This window comes from Chryseomicrobium imtechense (assembly GCF_041475995.1).
GTDB lineage: Bacteria > Bacillota > Bacilli > Bacillales_A > Planococcaceae > Chryseomicrobium > Chryseomicrobium aureum.
The window spans coordinates 1-391 of the sequence record NZ_JBGOBM010000049.1 but is presented as its reverse complement, the minus strand read 5'-3'; the positions used below and the strand labels follow the sequence as shown (position 1 = coordinate 391).

Below are 391 nucleotides of genomic sequence, written 5' to 3'. Positions count from 1 at the left end.
GGGTCTCCCCCTGTGAGAGTAGGACGTCGCTGGGCAACAGAGAAGAAGGTCATCCCGTCAGGGGTGGCCTTTTTTGTATGCGAAAAAGTAGACATAATCTTTTCCCGCGCTGTTTGTCTTCTCGCAGATGGATGTGTCTCCCCTGCGATGTTCGTCTGAAGAGCCAGTCCACGAACGAAGAGGACTTGGCCCGCCCCTTCAGCGCGGGCCAAGCGCGATTCTTCCTGATCCGTCCCACGCCGACCATCTCCAGTACGACCCATCCATCCAAGACAAGACCTTCTTATAGGAATGACTGCATCCAACTAACTCTCCATCTCGGCTCCGCCTCTACTGATCCTTGTGAATCTCATAATCAGTGGAAACTTCATAGCATCTTCTTCACTGCACT

General features: G+C 52.9%; 1 protein-coding gene. It reads right to left on the bottom strand.

The window, feature by feature from the left end:
- A partial coding sequence (locus AB5N96_RS13565) for a hypothetical protein (RefSeq protein ID WP_499705766.1) occupies window positions 1–305 on the bottom strand: 305 nt, incomplete at its 3' end.
- Window positions 306–391 lie beyond the last annotated feature (86 nt).